The sequence below is a fragment of the Heminiphilus faecis genome (genome assembly GCF_008728965.1).
GTDB lineage: Bacteria > Bacteroidota > Bacteroidia > Bacteroidales > Muribaculaceae > Muribaculum > Muribaculum faecis.
In genome coordinates this window covers 1-4,145 of record NZ_VSMC01000053.1, presented here as the reverse complement: position 1 = coordinate 4,145, position 4,145 = coordinate 1, and the positions used below count along the sequence as shown (strand labels likewise).

4 protein-coding genes and 1 pseudogene are annotated in these 4,145 nt (G+C 44.1%); all 5 read left to right on the top strand.

All coding sequences use genetic code 11. The features are described 5' to 3' along the window. Positions 1-93, top strand: a pseudogene (locus FW767_RS13450) (transposase); the annotation flags it as partial. 331 nt (positions 94-424) lie between these two features. After that, on the top strand, positions 425-1,861 hold the full coding sequence (locus tag FW767_RS12765) for a tyrosine-type recombinase/integrase (RefSeq protein WP_128715266.1): 1,437 nt from the start codon (positions 425-427) through the stop codon (positions 1,859-1,861). Positions 1,862-1,916: 55 nt separating this feature from the next. Then, positions 1,917-2,912 carry a virulence protein RhuM/Fic/DOC family protein gene (gene rhuM / locus FW767_RS12760; protein ID WP_121700413.1) on the top strand — a complete coding sequence of 332 codons (996 nt, stop codon included), beginning with the start codon at positions 1,917-1,919 and terminating at the stop codon, positions 2,910-2,912. A gap of 203 nt (positions 2,913-3,115) precedes the next feature. Continuing rightward, positions 3,116-3,745, top strand: coding sequence for a hypothetical protein (locus FW767_RS12755; RefSeq protein ID WP_123485496.1), 630 nt, complete (start codon positions 3,116-3,118; stop codon positions 3,743-3,745). Then, on the top strand, positions 3,739-4,047 hold the full coding sequence (locus tag FW767_RS12750; protein ID WP_150980709.1) for a winged helix-turn-helix domain-containing protein: 309 nt from the start codon (positions 3,739-3,741) through the stop codon (positions 4,045-4,047). The genes FW767_RS12755 and FW767_RS12750 overlap by 7 nt, the downstream gene beginning before the upstream one ends. The last annotated feature ends 98 nt before the right edge of the window (positions 4,048-4,145 follow it).

Below are 4,145 nucleotides of genomic sequence, written 5' to 3'. Positions count from 1 at the left end.
TTCAATGCCAAAATCAAAGCTTTCAGAACTCAGTTCCGCGGAGTAGGTGACATCAAATTCTTCATGTTCAGACTGGCAACACTTTACTCTTGACATCTTACCACCCACCGGGAAAATCCGCTGATCCGTAACTTTATAGGTAACTCGGCAAAATTTGGTTGAAAGAAAAATCGCTAAATAGTTGAAATTTAACTACTTAGCGATTTTAGAGGTGGTGCCACCAGCAATATAAAAGTTAAATTATTATCAATCAGCTTTAATTGTAATTAATACTAATATACTGATAATAAAGCGAATTAAATCATTTTTAATTTAGTCGGATAGTAAGAGATTCAAGAAAGATAGTGACTATTGTAGTGACTATTCAAGAAAAGTCACTAACTTTGCAGTGTCAGATTCATAAGGGAATCAGACCTTGATTTATATGGCAAAATCTCTTTCCCGGTTCTTCATCCGCAAGCAGGACGAAAAGAACGAAATAGCCACCCTTTTCTTTAGGGTGCAGAACAAGAAACATAAGGTTGACACTCTCTTCTCGTCTCAAATCCGCGTGAATGTGGCTGAATGGAAAGGTGCGTTATCGTGCCCTGAAAAATGGATGCGACACCAACGTGCGAATTTCAATCTGCATGATTCCCTCAACAGGATTGCGCTTGTTGTAAAGTCCGAGGTCGAAGGTATGTCTTTCGACAAATCTCATGTCGAAACGGAAATCCTTGCTATCGCCAATCCCAAGAAGGCAGAGGCAATAATGAAAGCCAAACGCGAGGAGGAAGAGCGTCAGCAAGAGGAACAGAGAATCAAAGCAGACCAGGAGCGACTGATAAAGGAAGGCATCGACGCCGAGCGTGCCAAAATATGGAATTTCCTCAACCACTTCTGTGAAGAGATAAAGAGCGGCGCCAGGCTGAACGGACATAACAGATATGCACCGGGGACAGTCAAGGCATGGTTCAGTTTCCGGAAACTCTATGACATGTTCGACAAGAAGCACCGTTTCACATGGTCTCAAGTTGACCGTGCTTTCGTCACCAAGTTCCTTGCTTTTATGGAGAAGAACGATTACATGGTATCGGCGCAGAACAAGTATCTTGTTGATCTCCGCGCCATTGTCAATTACGCCTACCTTGACGGCATCCACGACAACGACCGCGCCATGCAATATTTCTCCAAGAAGAAAATCGAGGATGGAGACAAGGCGATAGAAATTTACCTTTCCGAAGCCGAGTTGCAGGCATTATACGAAATGCCATTGTCAGGTAAACAGGACGAGGTACGAGATATTTTTCTTGTCGGCTGCTACACCTGTCAGCGAGTGAGCGATTACAACGACATAGACAAAGACTGTTTCACGACGACCGCGAAGGGAACACCCGTTATACGACTCGTTCAGAAGAAAACGCGCAATGAGGTAAAGATTCCGATAATGAATCCCAATCTCAGAGCCATCTGTGATAAATACGCCTACAATCTCCCTTCGGTGGTTGATGTGATACTCAACCGTTACATCAAGGATATTCTGAAAAATCTGTCCGAATCTGTCCCTACACTCGGCAAGATTGTTACTACCAAACTCACCATGAAGCAGAAGAAACTTGTGAAAGATGGCAAACTCGTTGTCGAGCGTAACGATAAAGGCGAGGTAGTGATGCCGCGGTATGCTTGTGTCACCACCCACACAGCCCGACGCAGTGGAATCACCAATATGTACCTCACCCACAAATACACCATCGTTCAGATGATGCACGTCAGCGGACATAAGACCCAAAAGACATTTATGGACTATATCAAACTGTCCTCCGATGAAATTGCTGACGAGATAGACGCAATTGCCAACCCGACCGGAGCAGATGTCTTCTAACTCAAATATAATCTGAAAGAATCTTAATATCAATGATTTTAATTACTTTTGCAATATGGAAACCAATAACGAAACTCAGCTGGTAATATACCAAACTCCAAACGGAGAGACACAGTTGGACGTAACTGTCCGAGGTGAGACAATTTGGCTCACACAGCGTCAGATTGCCGATTTATTCGGAACGAAAGTCCCGGCAATCTCCAAGCACCTAAAAAATATCTTCGCATCGGGCGAACTGGATCGTGATGCGACTATTTCCAAAATGGAAACAGTCGTGAATCGAGGTTTCCGCGGCTCATCAGTTGAGGTTGTCGATCACTACAATCTTGATGCTATTCTATCAGTCGGTTATCGCGTCAATTCAAAGAATGCCACGGCTTTTCGCATCTGGGCTAACAAGGTACTGAAGCAATATCTTCTCAATGGCTATGCTATCAATGAGCGGGTTGCCTCGCAGAAATATGACGAACTGAGCCAGTTGGTCAAAGTTCTCGGTAGGACTATCCAAAATCAAGAGAAACTTACTGAAGATAGTCGTTCTTTGCTTAATGTAGTAGTGGATTATACCTATGCTCTTGACACTCTCGACCGATACGACTATCAAGAGTTGAAGATAGAGCAGACCACAGGGCAGGAGGCTTTTCATGCCACATACGAGAAGGCGATGGAGGTTATCAGGCAGCTGCATGAGAAATTCGGCGGCTCATCACTCTTTGGCAACGAGAAAGATGACTCATTCAAAAGCTCTATCGGACAGATTTACCAGACTTTCGGAGGCGTTGACCTTTACCCTTCAGTTGAGGAGAAGGCTGCCATGCTCCTGTATCTCGTCACGAAGAACCATTCTTTCAGCGACGGCAACAAACGAATTGCCGCCACGCTGTTCCTATGGTTCCTCAATGGAAACGGAATTCTTTACAATGAGGACGGCACCAAACGCATAGCCGACAATACCCTTGTAGCCCTCACTCTCATGATAGCCGAAAGTCGTACCGAGGAAAAGGACACGATGGTCAAAGTCGTGGTCAATCTCATCAACAAGAACAACTGATCCTTCTTTTCACTACTTCAGTATAAAGAAAGGCTGGAAAAATCTCAAAAAAATTCGTCTGAAATTTGGTTTATTCAATAAACCGCTTTACCTTTGCAGTCGAAATGATTTAAGAGCGGCAACGCAAGAGTCAGCTCTTTTCTTTTTCAGAATATGGTTTATTACATAAACCAGTTTGTTCAACCCATAATTAAACTCCGACTATGGAAGAAAGAAAGATTACGGAAGCAGAGAGCATCGAAATCATAACCTCGATGATCTCGCGCACAAAAGACCGCCTCGTAAAAGGCAGCGGCAATATCCTCCTCATGTGGGGATACCTCATCGTGGCAGTAACGGCACTTATATGGGTGCTCCTTGTGACCACTAATAATCCCGCCGTAAACTGGCTATGGTTTCTCATCTGGATAATAGGCGGTATCGCTACTCCGATAATGGCTAAGAAAGAGCGAGTGGCGTCAGGCTCAAAGAGCTATACTGACAAACTGACTTCACAAATGTGGTCTGTTGTCGGATTGACCGGCATAGCTTCTGCCCTGTTATGTCTCGGTTTTCTTGTGATCGGCGGAAAAGACTCATGGAGCATGATGTTTGCTTTCGCTCTAATCATCGTTCCTATGGCTGAGATCATGCAAGGGTTGGTAATCAAAGAAATATCACTCATTGCGGGTGGCAGCATCGGACTTTTGACAGGAATTTTCACCACATGCTGTATCTCTGCTCATGTGGCTCTTATGGCGAGTTGGTTCATGCCGCTATTCATCATTGCTTTTGCAGCAATGATGATTGTTCCCGGTCATATACTTAACTCGAAAGCAAAGCGCGGATTATGAAAGAGCTGAATCCATTGCTGCATTCTCAGCTGAGACTGGGCGTAATGTCGATTCTCATGAATCTGGAAGAAGCCGATTTCGTATATCTCAGGGAGAAAACAGAATCGACAGCCGGAAATCTGAGTGTACAGCTTGACAAACTTTCCGCAGCCGGATATATCTCCATTGAAAAAGGGTTTGTCGGGAGGAAAACACGGACTACCGCCCGTATAACTCTAGAAGGCCGCAATGCCTTTGAAGAATATGTCGAGGCACTGAAACAGTACATTTCTATGCCATATGGAAAAGCCACTCTACTTTGACCCTTTTGGCCAAACAGAATTTACCCACCTTGGCCATAATATGATTGACCCTTTAAAGTCCTGGTGTTAGGGGTCAATTTTATTTTACCCTTTTAATT